At 66.1% G+C, this 16,351-nt stretch carries 17 protein-coding genes; 16 read left to right on the top strand and 1 reads right to left on the bottom strand.

From position 1 onward, the window contains the following. Positions 1-182 precede the first annotated feature (182 nt). The 15 genes from nuoF (at position 183) to H2037_RS04625 (ending at position 15,567) form a co-directional block, all read left to right on the top strand. Entirely contained in the window at positions 183-1,496 is a 1,314-nt protein-coding gene (nuoF, locus tag H2037_RS04695; RefSeq protein WP_292118393.1) for an NADH-quinone oxidoreductase subunit NuoF, read from the top strand. After that, a complete protein-coding gene (locus H2037_RS04690) occupies positions 1,496-1,990 on the top strand; it encodes a hypothetical protein (protein ID WP_292118390.1) in 495 nt (164 codons plus the stop codon). Before nuoF ends, H2037_RS04690 begins: the two co-directional genes overlap by 1 nt. After that, complete coding sequence (gene nuoG / locus H2037_RS04685; RefSeq protein ID WP_292118388.1) at positions 1,990-4,035, top strand: NADH-quinone oxidoreductase subunit NuoG; 2,046 nt, start codon at positions 1,990-1,992, stop codon at positions 4,033-4,035. The genes H2037_RS04690 and nuoG overlap by 1 nt, the downstream gene beginning before the upstream one ends. 3 nt (positions 4,036-4,038) lie before the next feature. Continuing rightward, the gene (nuoH, locus tag H2037_RS04680) at positions 4,039-5,118 is read left to right on the top strand and encodes an NADH-quinone oxidoreductase subunit NuoH (RefSeq protein WP_292118386.1); all 1,080 of its coding nucleotides are present in this window, start codon (positions 4,039-4,041) and stop codon (positions 5,116-5,118) included. Next, positions 5,118-5,330: a hypothetical protein gene (locus tag H2037_RS04675; protein WP_292118384.1), complete on the top strand. Its 213-nt coding sequence runs from the start codon at positions 5,118-5,120 to the stop codon at positions 5,328-5,330. The genes nuoH and H2037_RS04675 overlap by 1 nt, the downstream gene beginning before the upstream one ends. Next, complete coding sequence (gene nuoI / locus H2037_RS04670; RefSeq protein WP_292118382.1) at positions 5,330-5,821, top strand: NADH-quinone oxidoreductase subunit NuoI; 492 nt, start codon at positions 5,330-5,332, stop codon at positions 5,819-5,821. Before H2037_RS04675 ends, nuoI begins: the two co-directional genes overlap by 1 nt. A gap of 74 nt (positions 5,822-5,895) precedes the next feature. Further along, positions 5,896-6,522 (top strand): NADH-quinone oxidoreductase subunit J, encoded by a 627-nt coding sequence (locus tag H2037_RS04665; protein WP_292118380.1) that lies wholly within the window; start codon positions 5,896-5,898, stop codon positions 6,520-6,522. After that, positions 6,522-6,830 (top strand): NADH-quinone oxidoreductase subunit NuoK, encoded by a 309-nt coding sequence (nuoK, locus tag H2037_RS04660; RefSeq protein WP_292118378.1) that lies wholly within the window; start codon positions 6,522-6,524, stop codon positions 6,828-6,830. Before H2037_RS04665 ends, nuoK begins: the two co-directional genes overlap by 1 nt. A gap of 2 nt (positions 6,831-6,832) precedes the next feature. After that, a complete protein-coding gene (gene nuoL, locus H2037_RS04655; RefSeq protein WP_292118377.1) occupies positions 6,833-8,959 on the top strand; it encodes an NADH-quinone oxidoreductase subunit L in 2,127 nt (708 codons plus the stop codon). A gap of 4 nt (positions 8,960-8,963) precedes the next feature. Next, the gene (locus H2037_RS04650) at positions 8,964-10,448 is read left to right on the top strand and encodes an NADH-quinone oxidoreductase subunit M (RefSeq protein WP_292118376.1); all 1,485 of its coding nucleotides are present in this window, start codon (positions 8,964-8,966) and stop codon (positions 10,446-10,448) included. An 8-nt stretch (positions 10,449-10,456) separates the two neighbouring features. Next, on the top strand, positions 10,457-11,899 hold the full coding sequence (gene nuoN / locus H2037_RS04645) for an NADH-quinone oxidoreductase subunit NuoN (RefSeq protein ID WP_292118374.1): 1,443 nt from the start codon (positions 10,457-10,459) through the stop codon (positions 11,897-11,899). A 4-nt stretch (positions 11,900-11,903) separates the two neighbouring features. Further along, entirely contained in the window at positions 11,904-12,668 is a 765-nt protein-coding gene (locus H2037_RS04640; RefSeq protein WP_292118371.1) for a biotin--[acetyl-CoA-carboxylase] ligase, read from the top strand. Beyond that, the gene (locus H2037_RS04635) at positions 12,665-13,444 is read left to right on the top strand and encodes a type III pantothenate kinase (protein ID WP_292118749.1); all 780 of its coding nucleotides are present in this window, start codon (positions 12,665-12,667) and stop codon (positions 13,442-13,444) included. Before H2037_RS04640 ends, H2037_RS04635 begins: the two co-directional genes overlap by 4 nt. After that, positions 13,445-15,118 carry a ribonuclease J gene (locus H2037_RS04630; RefSeq protein WP_292118368.1) on the top strand — a complete coding sequence of 558 codons (1,674 nt, stop codon included), beginning with the start codon at positions 13,445-13,447 and terminating at the stop codon, positions 15,116-15,118. 110 nt (positions 15,119-15,228) lie between these two features. Then, positions 15,229-15,567 (top strand): DUF3088 family protein, encoded by a 339-nt coding sequence (locus H2037_RS04625; protein ID WP_292118367.1) that lies wholly within the window; start codon positions 15,229-15,231, stop codon positions 15,565-15,567. A 25-nt stretch (positions 15,568-15,592) separates the two neighbouring features. On the opposite strand, the gene H2037_RS04620 is transcribed toward H2037_RS04625, so the two are convergent. Further along, on the bottom strand, positions 15,593-15,946 hold the full coding sequence (locus H2037_RS04620; RefSeq protein ID WP_292118365.1) for an isomerase: 354 nt from the start codon (positions 15,944-15,946) through the stop codon (positions 15,593-15,595). A 76-nt stretch (positions 15,947-16,022) separates the two neighbouring features. Between H2037_RS04620 and H2037_RS04615 the strand changes: the two genes are divergently transcribed. After that, positions 16,023-16,289, top strand: coding sequence for a DUF1467 family protein (locus tag H2037_RS04615; protein WP_292118362.1), 267 nt, complete (start codon positions 16,023-16,025; stop codon positions 16,287-16,289). Positions 16,290-16,351: the final 62 nt, after the last annotated feature.

Here is a 16,351-nt window from a genome sequence, read left to right as displayed (position 1 = left end):
CGCCTTCGGTCGCCCCCGCGACCGCCTCTTCTACGCCTTCACCCGGTCCCGCTGATGCTTCCGAAACGCGTAACTCCCCCAGCCCTGAACCTCGTCAGCCGCCACCCGGCCAGCGCGATCTCGGCCTCGAACGCCAGTCCGCTCTCGGTCCCCCCCGTCGGCGCAGACGCAGGAGCAGCCTGATGGTCGGTATTCTCGAAGACAAGGACCGGATCTTCACCAATCTGTACGGCTTCCAGGACTGGACGCTGGACGGGGCGAAGAAGCGCGGCGCCTGGAACGCCACCAAGGACATGCTGGACCTTGGTCGCGACTGGATCATCAACAACGTCAAGGCCTCGGGTCTGCGCGGCCGCGGCGGCGCCGGCTTCTCGACCGGTCTGAAATGGTCGTTCATGCCCAAGGAAGTGAAGGATCGCCCTCACTACCTGGTCGTCAACGCCGACGAATCCGAACCCGGCACCTGCAAGGACCGGGAGATCATGCGTCATGATCCCCAACTGCTGATCGAAGGCTGCCTGATCGCCTCCTTCGCCATGCAGGCCCACGCCTGCTACATCTATCTGCGCGGCGAATATGTGCTGGAACGCGAGCGGATGGAGGCGGCGGTCAAACAGGCCTATGAGGCCCGTCTGATCGGCAAGGACAACGTCCACGGCTGGGACTTCGACGTCTATATCCACCACGGCGCCGGCGCCTATATCTGCGGCGAAGAGACCGCCCTGCTGGAATCGCTGGAAGGCAAGAAGGGCCAGCCCCGCCTGAAGCCGCCGTTCCCGGCCGGCGCGGGCCTGTACGGCTGCCCCACCACGGTGAACAACGTCGAGTCCATCGCCGTCGTCGGCACGATCCTGCGTCGCGGCGCCGACTGGTTCGCGGGCTTCGGTCGGCCGAACAACACCGGCACCAAGCTGATGGCTATCTCCGGCCATGTGAACGCGCCCTGCGTGGTCGAAGAGGCCATGTCGATCCCGCTGCGTCAGCTGCTGGAAGAACATTGCGGCGGCGTGCGCGGCGGTTGGGACAACCTCAAGGCCGTGATCCCCGGCGGTTCGTCCGTGCCGCTGATCACCCGCGAGATGTCCGAGACGGCGCTGATGGACTTCGACAGCCTGCGCGACATGCGCTCGGGCCTCGGCACCGCCGCCGTCATCGTGATGGACAACTCCACCGACCTGGTGAAGGCCATCGCCCGCATCAGCTATTTCTACAAGCATGAGAGCTGCGGCCAGTGTACGCCGTGCCGTGAAGGCACCGGCTGGATGTGGCGCGTGCTGGAGCGGATGTCGGTGGGCGAGGCCGATCCGTCGGAGATCGACCTGCTGCTGGACGTCGCCGGTCAGGTCGAGGGCCACACCATCTGCGCCCTGGGCGACGCGGCCGCCTGGCCGGTTCAGGGCCTGATCCGTCACTTCCGCCACGAGATCGAAGAGCGTATCGCCAACTACCGCAGCCGCCGCGCGAACTTCGCCGGCCACGCCATCGCCGCGGAGTAATGATGCGCCTGTCGTCCGCCATCGTGATCGGAGCCTTCGCTCTCGCCGCCTGCGGCGAGCGTGAGGCTGCGCCGCGTCCGGTGGAGATCGCGGCGACCGAGGTCAAGACCTCCGACGCGGTCAAGACGGCGCCCGAGGTTCTGACCCCCGCCGACCTGCGTCGCGTCTGCCGCGCCGGTCTGGCCGCGATCCACGGCCAGCCGCCGATGGCGATCGACGTCGACGGCGTCGAGGGCGGCGTGGTCCACGCCTCGTGGCGCGCCCCGGTCGACGGCGGCCGGATGCGCGCCGACTGCCGCGTCGAGAAAGATCTGATCGTGTGGAAACCGCTCGATCTGCCCGATGAAAGCCTCGTTCGCTGGATGAACCAGTCGGACGATCCGGTGATCCGCTACGTCATGGACGGTCAGGCGATCACCATCACCCAGACGCTCCCGGATGGGACGACGGAACAGGCCGAACTGGCCGTTCCCGCTGAAGAAGAGGCCCGCTGATGCCTATCGCCAAGGTCAACGGCGTTGAAACCGAGTTCGAGCCCGGGATGACCGTGCTCCAGGTCGCCGAGCGCGCCGGACAGGAAATTCCACGCTTCTGCTACCACGAACGCCTGTCCATCGCCGGCAACTGCCGGATGTGCCTGGTCGAGGTGAAGCCCGGACCGCCGAAGCCCCAGGCCTCGTGCGCGCTTCCGGCCGCCGAAGGTCAAGAGATTTTCACCGACACGCCGATGGTCCGTAAGGCCCGCGAAGGCGTGATGGAGTTCCTGCTCATCAACCACCCGCTGGATTGCCCGATCTGCGACCAGGGCGGCGAGTGCGACCTGCAGGACCAGTCGATGGGTTACGGCCGCGACGGCTCTCGCTATGCCGAGAACAAGCGCGCGGTCGAGGAAAAGGCCATGGGGCCGACCATCAAGACCTTCATGACGCGCTGCATCCAGTGCACGCGCTGCGTCCGCTTCATCACCGAGGTCGCCGGCGTGCCGGACATCGGCATGATCTCGCGCGGCGAGGACGCCGAGATCACCACCTATCTCGAGAAGTCGGTCGCCTCGGAACTGTCGGGCAATGTCAACGACCTGTGCCCGGTCGGCGCCCTGACGCACCGTCCCTGGCAGTACCACTATCGTCCGTGGGAACTGAAGAAGACCGAGACCATCGACGTCATGGACGCCCTGGGCTCGAACATCCGCGCCGACTTCCGCGGCTCCGAGGTCATGCGGGTTCTGCCGCGCGTGAACGAAGGCATCAACGAGGAGTGGCTGTCCGACAAGAGCCGCTATGTCGTCGACGGCCTGACCGCGCGCCGCCTGGATCGCCCGTGGATCCGCGAGAACGGCAAGCTGCGCGCGGCGACCTGGAACGAGGCGCTGGACGCCGTCGCCGCCAAGCTGAAGGCCGCGCCCGCCGATCGCATCGGCGTCATCGCCGGCGACCTGCAGGACGCCGAGTCGATGAAGGCGACGCTGGACCTGTTCCGCGCCCTGGGCTCCAAGAACACCGACTGCCGCCAGGACGGCGCCGCTCTGGGCTATGGCCCGCGTGAGAGCTGGCTGTTCAACTCCGGCCTGGAAGGTATTGAAAAGGCTGACGCCATCCTGATCGTGGGCGCCAACCCGCGCGTCGAGGCGCCGCTGCTGAACGCCCGCCTGCGCAAGAGCTGGATCAAGGGCGGGGTCGAGATCGGCGTCATCGGCGAACAGATCGACCTGACCTTCGACTACGCCTATCTGGGCGCCGGTTCGAAGACCCTGGCCAAGCTGCCCAAGTCGGCGCTGGACTTCCTGACCAAGGCCGAGCGCCCGGCGATCATCGTCGGCTCCGGCGCCTTGATCGGCGAGGACGGCCCGGCCGTCCTGAACGCCCTGGGCGCCCTGGCCAAGAAGGTCGGCGTGATCGCCGACGGTTGGAACGGTTTCAACGTCCTGCACCACGCCGCCGCGCGCGTCGCCGGTCTGGACATGGGCTTCGTGCCTGCCGAGGGCGGTCTGACGGTGTCGGAGATGCTGAGGCCGGGCGCTCTGGACGTTCTGTTCCTGCTGGGCGCCGACGAGGTCGATCCGACCGGCTCCAACGCCTTCCGCGTCTATCTGGGCAGCCACGGCGACCGGGGCGCGCACGGCGCTGACGTCATCCTGCCCGGCGCCGCCTATACCGAGAAGGCCGGCCTGTACGTCAATACCGAAGGCCGGGTGCAGATGGCCGAACGCGTGGTCTTCCCGAAGGGCGAGGCCAAGGAAGACTGGGCCATCATTCGCGCCCTGTCGGCCCGCGTCGACCAGACCCTGGCTTACGACACCCTGGACCAGTTGCGGACCAGGCTGATGGCCGATCATCCGACCTTCGGCCGGATCGACTATCTGCCGGCCCCGACCGCGTTCGATCCGTCGAAACTGGGCGCCAAGGGCGACCTGGGCGACCGGGTCTTCGCCTCGGTCGTGACCGACCCCTATCTTTCCAACCCGATCGCGCGCGCCAGCGCGACCATGGCCGAGCTGTCCGCCCTGCGGATCGCCCCGGTCGCGATGGCGGCGGAGTAAGTCATGGACGCTGCTGTTTCTTTCTGGGCCACCCCCGGCGGCTGGACGCTGATCACCCTCGGTCAGGTCCTGCTGATCACCGTCTGCGTGCTGCTCGCCGTCGCCTTCCTGCTGCTGGCCGACCGCAAGGTCTGGGCCTCGGTGCAGATGCGCAAGGGACCGAACGTCGTCGGTCCCTTCGGCCTGCTGCAGTCGTTCGCCGACATGCTGAAGTTCGTGCTGAAGGAGGTGGTCATCCCCTCCGGCGCCGACAAGGCGGTCTTCATCCTGGCGCCGATCATCACCGTCATCCTGGCCTTCATGGCCTGGGCCGTTATCCCGTTCGCGCCCGGCTGGGTGGTGTCCGACCTGAACGTCGGCATCCTCTATGTCTTCGCGATCTCGTCGCTGGGCGTGTACGGCATCATCATGGGCGGCTGGGCTTCGAACTCGAAGTATCCGTTCCTGGGTTCGCTGCGGTCGGCGGCGCAGATGGTGTCCTATGAGGTCTCGCTGGGCCTGATCATCATCAATGTCATCCTGCTGGCCGGGACGATGAATCTGTCACAGATCGTCGAGAGCCAGAGCGGCTTTTTCTGGAACTGGTACGCCTTCGGCGGCGGGCAGGGCACCTGGCCCCTGATCCTCGTCATGTTCCCGATGTCTATGGTCTTCTTCATCTCGGCCCTGGCGGAAACCAACCGCCCGCCGTTCGACCTGCCGGAAGCCGAATCCGAACTCGTCGCCGGCTATCAGGTCGAATACAGCTCGACCACCTATCTGCTGTTCATGATGGGCGAGTACGTCAACATCGTCTTCATGTCGGCGATGGTCAGCATCCTGTTCTTTGGCGGCTGGAACCCCGGCTTCCTGTCGCAGGAGACGCTGGACGGCCTGCCGGCCTGGATCGCCTATACGATCTATCTGCTGACCTTCATCACCAAGACGGTGTTCTGGTTCCTGGCCATCGCCCTGGTGAAGGCCTTCGTGCCCCGCTATCGCTATGACCAGCTGATGCGCCTGGGCTGGAAGATCTTCCTGCCGGCCTCGCTGGTCGCCGTGGTCATCACCGCCGGCTGGCGCGTCTTCATGGTGGGCGCGTGATGAAGGCCGTCGTCGCCGGGCTGGGTCTGATGGTGATGCTGGGCGCCTGCGCGCCCGACACCCGCATGCCCGAGTCCACCTATCAGTGGGAACGGCGTCAGGCGCGCATCGAGCGCGAATGGCGTGACGACCAGGCCCAACAGGCCCCGTCGGCGACCGCGCCCGCCCAGACTTCAACCAACGGCGCCCCGGCGCCAGAGGATCGCTTCTGATGTTCACTCGTATCGCCCAGGCCGCCAAGGGCGCGATGATGCTAGACGCCATCGGCGCCATCGGCCTGACCCTGAAGTACATGGCCCGCCCCAAGGCGACCGTGAACTATCCGTTCGAGCGGAACCCGCAGTCGCCCCGTTTCCGCGGCGAGCATGTGCTGCGTCGCTATGCGAACGGCGAGGAACGCTGCATCGCCTGCAAGCTGTGTGAGGCCATCTGCCCGGCCCAGGCCATCACCATCGAGGCCGAACCGCGCGCCGACGGCAGCCGCCGCACGACCCGGTACGACATCGACATGGTCAAATGTATCTACTGCGGCCTGTGCCAGGAGGCCTGCCCGGTGGACGCCATCGTCGAAGGCCCCAACTCCGAATTCGCCGTGGAAACGCGCGAGGAGCTGCTGTTTGACAAGGCCCGACTGCTCGACAACGGGGATCGCTGGGAACGGCAGATCGCCAAGAATCTGGAACTCGACGCGCCTTACCGCTAAGGCGCTTCTCGCTTGAACGGGTCGGCGATTCCCAAACGGGGTCGCGGCCGATACGAAAGGGGCTTCGTCCCGACATGCTGCAAGGCATAGCCTTCTATCTGCTGGCGGCGACCGCTGTGGTGTCCGGCCTCCTGGTCGTGACCGCGCGCAATCCGGTGCACAGCGTGCTGTGGTTGATCCTGGCCTTCTTCTCGGCGGCGGGTCTGTTTGTCCTGCTCGGCGCGGAGTTCCTCGCCATGCTGCTGGTCGTCGTCTACGTCGGCGCGGTGGCGGTGCTGTTCCTGTTCGTCGTCATGATGCTGGACGTCGACTTCCTGAAGCTGCGCGAGGGTTACGCCCGCTACCTGCCGATCGGGGCGGTCATCGCGGCGGTCCTGCTGGTCGAGATGATCGTGGTCTCCAGCGCGGTGATCCAGGGCGGCGCGACCGCCGGTCTGGCCGCGCCGGGCGCGCCCGACGCCGACATGAGCAATATCGAGGCGATCGGCCGGGTGCTCTACACCGACTATATCTACTTCTTCCAGGCCGCCGGGATCGTGCTGCTGATCGCCATGATCGGGGCCATCACCCTGACCCTGCGCCACAAGCCGCACATCAAGCGCCAGAACATCACCGACCAGGTCAACCGCTCTGCCGCCAAGGCGATGGAGATCAAGTCGGTCCAGACCGGGCAGGGCGTCTCGCCCGAGGAGCTTCTCTGATGGACATCGGTCTCATCCATTATCTGAGCGTGGCGGCGATCCTGTTCACGATCGGCGTCTTCGGCATCTTCGTGAACCGCAAGAACGTCATCATCATCCTGATGTCGATCGAGCTGATCCTGCTGGCCGTGAACATCAACTTCGTCGCCTTCTCGACCTACCTGAACGAGGTGTCGGGGCAGATCATGGCCATGTTCGTCCTGACCGTCGCGGCGGCCGAGGCCGCCGTCGGCCTGGCCATCCTGGTGACCTTCTTCCGTAACCGCGGCGACATCGCGGTCGACGACGCCTCCGTGATGAAGGGCTGAGCGTGACTTTCCACACCCTGATCATTCTCGGGATCTTCGCCCCGCTGCTGGGCGCGGCCGTCGCCGGCTTCTTCGGACGCCGGATCGGCGATATTCCGTCGCAGACCGTCACGACCGGCCTGCTGTTCTTCTCGTGCGCCGTCGCCTGGACCGTGTTCGGACAATGGACCTGGGGCCATCTTGAGCCCTTCACCATCCGTCTGGCGCCCTTCATCAATGTGGGCGACTTCCAGTCGGCCTGGTCGATCCGCATCGACGCCCTGTCGGCGACCATGCTGATCGTGGTCACCAGCGTCTCGTCGCTGGTTCACCTGTATTCCTGGGGCTATATGTCCGAGGACGACAGCCGGCCGCGCTTCTTCTCCTATCTGTCCCTGTTCACCTTCATGATGCTGGCGCTGGTGACGGCCGCCGACTTCATGCAGATCTTCTTTGGCTGGGAAGGCGTGGGTCTGGCCTCCTATCTGCTGATCGGCTTCTGGTTCAAGAAGCCGACCGCCAGCGCCGCCGCCATCAAGGCCTTCGTCGTGAACCGCGTCGGCGACTTCGGCTTCGTCCTGGGCATCATCACCATCTTCTGGATGTACGGCACGATCGAGTTCGCCGAACTGTTCCCGATAATCGGCGAGCGGGCCGGCACGACGTGGGAGTTCCTGGGCGTCCAGTGGTCCGCGCTCGACCTGGCCGGCTTCCTGCTGTTCATCGGCGCCATGGGCAAGTCGGCCCAGTTCTTCCTCCACACCTGGCTGCCCGACGCGATGGAAGGCCCGACCCCGGTCTCGGCCCTGATCCACGCCGCCACCATGGTGACCGCGGGCGTCTATATGGTCTGCCTGCTGTCGCCGATCTATGAATACGCGCCGGGCGCGTCGCAGATCATCGCCATCATCGGCGCGATCACGGCCCTGTTCGCCGCCACGATCGGCCTGACCCAGAACGACATCAAACGGGTCATCGCCTATTCGACCTGTTCGCAGCTGGGCTATATGTTCTTCGCGGCGGGCGTCGGCGCCTATCAGGCGGCCATGTTCCACTTGTTCACCCACGCCTTCTTCAAGGCCCTGCTGTTCCTGGGCGCCGGTTCGGTGATCCATGGCATGCATCACGAGCAGGACATGCGGAAGATGGGCGGCCTGTGGAAGCTGCTGCCGGTCACCTATGCGGTCATGACCATCGGCACCATCGCCATAACCGGCCTGGGCATCCCCGGCGTCGGCGGCTTCGCCGGCTTCTACTCCAAGGACTCGATCATCGAGAGCGCCTATGCCTCGGCCGCCAGCGGCCACAGCGCGATCGGCCTGTTCGCCTTCTTCGTGGGCATCATCGCCGCCGGCCTGACCGCCTATTATTCCTGGCGTCTGGTCTTCATGACCTTCCACAACAAGCCCGTGTGGAAGGAAGAGGGCGCGCACCACGTCGACGATCACGCCACCGACGCCCAGCTGGAAACCCATTCCGAACCGCTGCCGGACGCGCATGACGACGGCCACGCCGCCCCCGCTCATGCTGCTCACGCCCATGACGATCACGCGCACGACGATCATGGCCACCACGGTCCGCTGCATCCGCACGAGAGCCCGCTGGTCATGCTGATCCCGCTGATCCTGCTGTCGATCGGCGCCGTCGCCGCCGGCTTCATCTTCGCGCCGCACTTCATCGGCCACCACGAGGGCGAGTTCTGGCGCGGAGCCATCTTCACCGGCGCGCACAACCATGTGCTGCATGAAAGCCATGACGTCCCGACCTGGGTGAAATGGTCGCCGCTGATCCTGACGCTGATCGGCACGGCCTTCGCCTACTGGATCTACGTCGCCCGCGAAGGCATGGGCCGCCGCATGGCCGAGCGGGACGGGGCGATCTACCGCTTCCTGTATAACAAGTGGTATTTCGACGAGCTGTACGACTTCGTCTTCGTCCGCGGCTTCAAGGCCATCGGCGACGCCTTCTGGAAGATCGTCGACGTCAAGATCATCGACGGCCTCGGCCCGAACGGCGCCGCCTGGGCGTCGCTGAAATCGGCCGCGCGACTGGGCAAGCTCCAGTCCGGCTATGTCTATCATTATGCCTTCGTGATGCTGCTCGGGGTGGCCGGTCTGCTCACCTTCGCCATCCTCGCGTGGGGAGCCTGAGCCCGTGCCCTACATTCTGAGCCTCGTTACATTCCTGCCGCTGGTCGGCGCCCTGGCGATCCTGCTCGTCCGGCTGGCGTCCAAGAGCCAGGACGCCGCCGCACCGGCCGCGCGCTGGATCGCCCTGATCACCACCCTGGCGGTGCTGGGCGTGTCGGTCGCGCTGGTCGCCGGCTTCGATCCGTCGAGCCCGGCCTATCAGTTCGTCGAAATGGTCCCCTGGTTCGCCGGGGCCAGCTATCATCTGGGCGTCGACGGGATCTCGATCCTGTTCGTCGTGCTGACGGCCCTCCTGATGCCGATCTGCATCCTGGCCAGCTGGAAGTCGATCGAGACGCGCGTCGTCGAATATATGATCGCCTTCCTGGTGCTGGAGACCCTGGTCATCGGCGTCTTCACGGCGCTGGACCTGTATCTCTTCTACATCTTCTTCGAAGGCACCCTGGTGCCTATGTTCCTGATCATCGGCATCTGGGGCGGCGCCAACCGGATCTACGCCGCCTACAAGTTCTTCCTCTACACCCTGCTCGGGTCGGTGCTGATGCTGCTGGCCATGCTGTGGATGTCGCACACCGCCGGCACCACCAGCATCCCCGAGCTGAAGCAATACGCCTTCAGCCCGAGCGTTCAGCCCCTGCTGTGGCTGGCCTTCTTCGCCTCCTTCGCGGTGAAGATGCCGATGTGGCCGGTCCACACCTGGCTGCCCGACGCCCACGTCCAGGCGCCGACGGCGGGCTCGGTCATCCTGGCCGGCATCCTGCTGAAGCTGGGCGGTTACGGCTTCATCCTGTTCAACGTGCCCATGTTCCCGGTCGCGTCCGAAATGTTCCGCCCGCTGGTCTTCACCCTGTCGGTGATCGCCATCGTCTATACGTCGCTGGTCGCCTGGCGTCAGACGGACATCAAGAAGCTGATCGCCTATTCGTCGGTCGCCCACATGGGCTTCGTGACCCTGGGCATCTTCTCGGGCAACGACCAGGGCATGCAGGGCGCGGTGTTCCAGATGATCAGCCACGGCCTGATCTCGGGCGCGCTGTTCCTGTGTGTCGGCGTCGTCTACGACCGGATGCACACGCGTGAGATCGCCTTCTACGGCGGCCTGACGTCGCGGATGCCCTGGTACGCCGCCATCTTCCTGATGTTCACCATGGCCAACGTCGGCCTGCCGGGCACCTCGGGCTTCATCGGCGAGGTCCTGACCATGACCGGCGCCTATCAGGCCTCGACCTGGGCGGCCCTGGTGGCGGCTTCGGGCGTGATCTTCTCGGCGGTCTACGCCCTGACCCTGTACCGCGCGGTCATGTTCGGCGAGATCACCAATCCGAAGCTTCAGACCATCGCCGATATCGACAAGCGCGAACTGCTTCTGTTCGTGCCCCTGATCATCGGCACCATCTGGCTGGGGGTCTATCCGGCCGCCGTCCTCGATTACACCGGGCCCGCCGTCGAGGCCCTGACCAGCGCCTATCGCGCCGCGATCGGCGGGTGAGACCAAGCATGCCTGATCTGTCCTCCGCCCTGCATCTCGCCGCCTCGGAGCTGACCCTCGCGGGCGGCGCCCTGGTCCTGCTGATGGTCGGCGCCTTCATCGGCGACAAGAGCGCCCGGCTGGTGTCCATCCTGTCGGTCCTGCTGCTGATCGCTGCCGCCGTCATCGCCTTCACCGGCCCGTGGGGCGTCGCCTTCAACGGCGCCTATGTGGCCGATCCCCTGGCCATCTACGGCAAGAGCGTCATCTATCTGTCCGCCGCCGTGGCCATCATCCTCGGCGACGGCTGGATGAAGCGGACCCATATCGCCAAGTTCGAATATCCGGTCCTGATCGTCCTGGCTTCGGTCGGGATGGGGATGATGGCGTCCTCGGGCGACCTGATCTCCATGTATGTCGGGATCGAGCTGCATTCGCTGGCCCTGTATGTCCTCGCCGCCTTCCACCGCGACGACGTCAAGGCGTCGGAAGCGGGCCTGAAGTATTTCGTCCTCGGCGCCCTGTCTTCGGGCCTGCTGCTGTACGGCGCCAGCCTGATCTACGGTTTCGCCGGCTCGATGCGGTTCGAGGACATCGCCGCCTTCGCCGCCGACCATCCGAGTCCGGGCCTGATCTTCGGCCTGGTCTTCCTGATCTGCGGCCTGGCGTTCAAGGTCTCGGCTGCGCCCTTCCACATGTGGACGCCCGATGTCTATGAGGGCGCCCCGACCCCGGTCGTGGCCCTGTTCGCCACGGCTCCCAAGGTCGCCGCCATGGTCCTGATCGCCCGCGCTCTCGAGGGCGGCTTCGGCCAGGCCCACGCCCAGTGGTCCCAGGTCCTGGTCGCCATCTCGTTGCTCAGCTTCGTCGTCGGCGCCTTCGGCGGTCTGGTGCAGAAGGACATCCAGCGCCTGCTGGCCTATTCGTCGATCGCCAACATCGGCTACGCCCTGCTGGGCATCGCCGCCGGCACCAGCGAGGGCCTGCAGGCCATGCTGATGTTCATGACCCTGTATGTCGTCGACCAGCTGGGCTTCTTCGCCATCCTGCTGTCCCTGTCCAAGTCGGGCCGCCCGATCCGTCGCATCGCCGATCTGGCGGGGCTGAAGAAGGACCGTCCGGTTACGGCCATCGCCCTGACCATCCTGTCGCTGTCGGTCCTGGGCATGCCCCCGTTCTCGGGCTTCTGGGGCAAGTATTATGTCTTCGGCGCCGCCGCGGACGCCGGCCTGTGGCCGGTCGCCGCCGCCGGTCTGGTCGCCTCGGTCGTCGCCGCCTTCTATTATCTGCGGATCATCAAGCTGATGTGGTTCGACGCGTCGGCCGACGAGATCAAGACCGACAAGGCCTCGCCGGAAACCAGCCTGATCGGCTGGGCCTCGGCCGCCTTCGCCTTCCCGCTGGTGATCGTGGGTCTGACCTGGCTGGAGCCGCTGACCAAGGTTGCGAGCGCCGGCTTCGGGAACGGTTAGGGCTTTGACGCCTGTCCCCCTGGTCATTCTCGACGAGATCGACTCGACCAACGCCGAGGCCCGTCGTCTCGCCGAGGCCGGGGAGGCCGGCCCGCGCTGGATCGTGGCGCGGCGCCAGACCGCCGGGCGCGGGCGGCGGGGCCGCAAGTGGGACACCGAACAGGGCAACCTGGCGGCTACCCTGCTGATCACCACGCCCAAGTTGGCGGCCGAGGCGGCCCAGGCCACTTTCGTCGCGGCTCTGGCGGTCGCCGACCTGCTGGATGTCTTCGTCTCGCCGGCCCTGGTGACGATCAAATGGCCCAACGACGTCCTGCTGGACGGGGTCAAGGTGTCGGGCATCCTGGTCGAGTCCGGCGCCCATGCGAACGGCGACCTGTGGCTGGCCGTCGGCATCGGCGTGAACCTGGCCCATGCCCCTGACGACACCGAGAGCGGCGCCACCTCGGTCTCCGCCCGCTTGCGGGCCGACCTGGCCTATGTGCCCCCCATCGAGGCCGCCGCCGAGATCCTGGCCGAGACCTTCGCCGTCTGGTGGGGTCGTTGGCAGACGCTCGGCTTCGAGCCCGTGCTGGACGCCTGGACCAGCCGCCTGACCGGGCTGAACGGCCCCTGCGTCGCGCGTCTGGACAACGAGACCCTGGAAGGCATGGCCGAGGGCGTGGAGCCCGACGGCGCGCTGCGCCTGCGTCTGGCCGATGGTTCGGTACGGCTGATCTCGGCCGGCGACGTCTTCTTCGGCCAAGGCGCACAGGGCAGGGCCGTCTGATGCTGCTGGCGATCGAACAGGGCAACACCAATACGCTGTTCGCGGTCCATGACGGGTCCGAATGGATCGCCCAATGGCGCGCCGCCACCGAGGCCAGCCGCACCGCCGACGAATACGCCGTCTGGCTGAACCAGTTGCTGTCGATGAAGGGGCTGGAGTTCGCCGCCCTGACCGGCTGCATCATCTCCAGCGTCGTGCCCCAGTCGATCTTCAACCTGCGCAATCTGGCGCGGCGCTATCTGAACATCGAACCCCTGGTGATCGGCGAGAACGCCGAACTGGGCATCGACGTCCGCATCGCCAAGCCCAGCGAGGCGGGGGCCGACCGTCTGGTCAACGCCATCGGGGCCAAGCTGGTCTATCCCGGCGACCTGATCGTCATCGACAGCGGCACGGCGACCACCTTCGACATCGTCGCCGAAGACGGCGCCTTCGAGGGCGGCCTGATCGCGCCCGGCATCAATCTGTCGCTTCAGGCCCTGCACGAGGCGGCGGCCAAACTGCCGCGCATCGCCATTCAGCGCCCGGAACACGTCATCGGCCGGGGCACGGTCGAGGCGATGCAGTCCGGCGTCTTCTGGGGCTATATCTCATTGATCGAAGGCCTGGTCGGGCGCATCAAGGCGGAGTGGGCGCGGCCCATGACCGTCATCGGCACCGGCGGCGTCGCCAGCCTGTTCGAAGGCGCGACCGACAGCATCGATCACTTCGATCCCGATTTAACTATCCGCGGCCTCCTCGAAATCTGGCGTCGTAACGCCCATTTGACTGACTGAATGAAAAAGCAAAACCAAGACGAACTCGTTTTCCTGCCGCTGGGCGGCTCGGACGAGGTCGGTATGAACCTGAACGCCTATGGTTTCGGACCTGAGGCTAATCGTGAATGGCTGATCGTCGATGTCGGCGTCACCTTCGGCGACCTGTCGACGCCCGGCGTGGACGTGATCGTGCCCGACCCCTCCTATCTGGAGGGCGAGACCATCAAGGGCATCGTCCTGACCCATGCGCACGAGGACCATATCGGTGCGCTGGGCTGGCTGTGGCCGCGCCTGAAGGCGCCGGTCTATGCGACCCCCTTCACCGCCTATCTGATCCGCGACAAGCTGCGCGAACGCGGCATTCTGGACGAGGTCGAACTGATCGAGGTTCCGCTGGGCGGGACGGTCGACATCGGCTCGTTCGGCGTCACCTTCGTCAACATGACCCACTCGATCGCCGAGCCCAGCGGCCTGGCCATCGACACCCCCCTGGGCCTGGTGTTCCACACCGGCGACTGGAAGATCGACGACCAGCCGGTGATCGGGACCAAGACCGACGCCCCCGCCATCCGCGCCCTGGGCGACGAGGGCGTGCTGGCCATGGTCTGCGATTCGACCAATGTCTTCGTGCCGGGCGTGGCCGGGTCCGAGGGCGATGTCGCCGTGGCCATCGCCAAACTGATCGCCAGCCTGAAGGGCCGGGTCGCCGTCGGCTGTTTCGCCTCCAACGTCGCGCGCATGGACAGCGTCATCCGCGCCGCCGAGGCCTGCGGACGTCGCGTCTGCCTGGCCGGCCGGTCGATGCACCGGATCACGGCGGCGGCCAAACACGTCGGCATGCTGCAGGACGTGAAACCCTTCCTGTCGGACGAAGAAGCCCGCGTCTGGCCCGCCGACCAGATCCTTTATCTGTGCACCGGCAGCCAGGGCGAGGCGCGCGCGGCCCTGTCGCGCGTCGCCGACGGCACCCATCCGGTCGTCAAACTGGGCCTGGGCGACCACTGCATCTTCTCGTCGCGCCAGATCCCCGGCAACGAACTGGCTATCGGCAATCTGCAGGACCGGCTCGCGGATCGGGGCGTGCGCCTCTATACCGAGAAGGACCATCCCGGCATCCACGTCTCGGGCCACCCTTGCCGTGACGAACTGAAGCAGATGTACGAATGGGCCCGGCCGCAGATCGCGGTGCCGACCCACGGCGTGCGCCGCTTCCTGCTGGAACACGCCAACCTGGCCAAGGACGTCGGCGTCAAGGAAACCGTCACCCCGCGCAACGGCGACATGGTGCGCCTGGCCCCCGGACCGGCCAAGATCATCGACGAGGTGCCGAACGGCCGTCTCTATGTCGACGGCGGCATGCTGGTGACGGAACAGGGCGAAGCCCTGAAGGAGCGTCGCCACGCCTCGACCAACGGCGTGCTGATCGTCAGCTTCGCCCTGGACAAGCGCGGCCTCATCGCCAGCGACATCGACATCCGCAGCGTCGGCCTGCCCGGCGACATCTCGACGCCGCTGGGCGACGCCCTGGACAATCTGGCCGAGCGCGTCGAACAGGTGGTCAAGAGCTTGAAGGGCGAGGCGCTGGACGACGAAATGGTCATCGAACAGGCCGTCGCCCGCGTGCTGAAGAAGGCCAGCCAGCAGATCTGGGACCGCCGCCCGATCGTCGAGACGGTCGTCCTACGGGTTTAAGGTGTACCCATCCCGTCACCCTCGGGCTTGTCCCGAGGGTGACGGGATTGGGAGGGGCGCCGAAATTGGATTGGTCGCGACCCCTGTCCGAGTTCGGCTATATCTCGTCCATGACCGAACGACTCTTCCTGCTGAATCCCGACTGGCGCGACGACCAGGGCGGACCGTGGTTCTGCCCCGCCGGGGCCTATGTGGAGGGCGTGCTGGCCTTCTATCCGCAGCTACGGGACGCCCTTGAGGTGATCTATCTGGACCACCCCCGGCCGCGCCCGTCGGTCATCGCCGAGGTGGGCGAGGCGTATCAAAGCTGCCCCATCCTGATCCTCGACGGCGAACTGGACTGGCCCGAGGCCAAGATCAGCGAAACGACCGGTCGGCGCTTCCTCCAGGACCACGCCATCGCCCCCTATCTGGCGGCCCGCTACGGCGTCGGTCGCCCGCATCCCTGAAGCGCGGTCATCCCCGATGTCGCGTTCAGCCGAGCGTGGCCTTGCGATAGGTCTCGTTCAGTTCGAACACCTCGGCCGACACCTCGACCTTGCCGGTCGTGCCGGGCAGGGCGGCGGTCAGGATTTCGAGCACCTTTTCGCTGAGCGCGATCTTCTGCTCCGACGTGCGTCCCGGCATCAGGCCGATGCGGCAGGCCAGCATCGCGGTCTGGGGCGTATCGTCGGCGATGACGACATGGTCCAGGGCGATCAGCCGGGTCTTGCAGGCCGACAGGGCGGCGCCGGCGATTTCGACAGCCGCCGCATGGATATCCAGGGCGACAGCCTTCCAGTCGGCGTCGGCCAGGTGACGGGTGTATTCCAGGGTGATCTGCGGCATGGCGTGGACTCGTCGAGGGGAGGATGATCCTCTAGACCGGTTTCAACCGGACGCCAAAGTTCGGACAGGAGGTCTCATGCCCATCGGCCCCGCCACCATGGTCGGCATCTATATCATCGTCTGGTGGACGGTGCTGTTCGGCGTTTTGCCGCTGGGAACCTCGCGCGAGACCCACGAGCCGCCGACCGACGGCGCCCAGTGGGGGGCGCCGACCACGCCGAACCTGAAGCGCAAATTCATCACCACCACCTGGGTCGCGGCCATCGTCTGGGCCTTCGTCATGGTGCTGATCTTCACCGGCTGGCTGCCCCTGCCGGACTTCTCGCGCGCGCCCGCCGTCTAATCCCGATCCGGCCTAGCTTTCGCCCCGGTCCAGCGGCTAAAGCCTTGGTCTGTCTCTACGCC

Source organism: Brevundimonas sp. (assembly GCF_013912065.1).
Classification (GTDB): Bacteria; Pseudomonadota; Alphaproteobacteria; order Caulobacterales; family Caulobacteraceae; genus Brevundimonas.
Note: the sequence above shows the minus strand (reverse complement) of the source record. Positions and strands in the feature narration are given on the sequence as shown.